Source organism: Staphylococcus sp. EG-SA-2, from assembly GCF_017152085.1.
On sequence record NZ_JACYHC010001229.1, the window covers coordinates 1 to 638 of the forward strand.

At 31.5% G+C, this 638-nt stretch carries 1 pseudogene; it reads right to left on the bottom strand.

Annotated features, from left to right (window positions below):
* Positions 1-638 (bottom strand): annotated as a pseudogene (locus IDG60_RS19920) (type VII secretion protein EssC); the annotation flags it as partial.

The following is a 638-nucleotide window of genomic DNA, read 5'->3' on the forward strand; positions in this document are numbered from 1 at the left end:
TTTCAATCACATCTTCAACAAAGATTAATGAAATACCATATTCTGATAAATCTTGGTTTACATATTCTAAAATGACATGATCAATAATTAATGACATATCTGTAATGACAAACACTAATTGCGGTGTAAAAATAATTTGCTCATTACTTTTACTGCGTTCACGCACAGCTTGGATACGTTCTTTAATCATGCTGTAAATTGACGTTAAAATTTGGTCACGTGTTCGTTGATTGTAAACAAATCCTCTAATGTTTTGACCTCTCAATGTCATATGTGGCAACCAACGTGCCCATTTCAATGTTTCAACTTCATCTTCACGTGTCACAAATAGAAACTCTAAATCATGATAACTATGGAATATTGACAATTGGATTAACATTTTTTCCAATTCTTCTAAAATGAGATGTCGTGCACCAATATATGCAATCGGTCCATGATTTAAATCATTGATTAATGGTGCTTGTTCTACATCTGTGTAAAATTCATACAATTCTTTAGCATCGTCGAATAATTCATCACGACGTTGGTTAAATTCTTCTTCTTGGTAATCTAATTTGAATGACTTTTCTACATTCGCAATACCTAACTTATAATGTAAGAAATCGTGATGATGCGATGTTTTTTCATATATTCTTGGT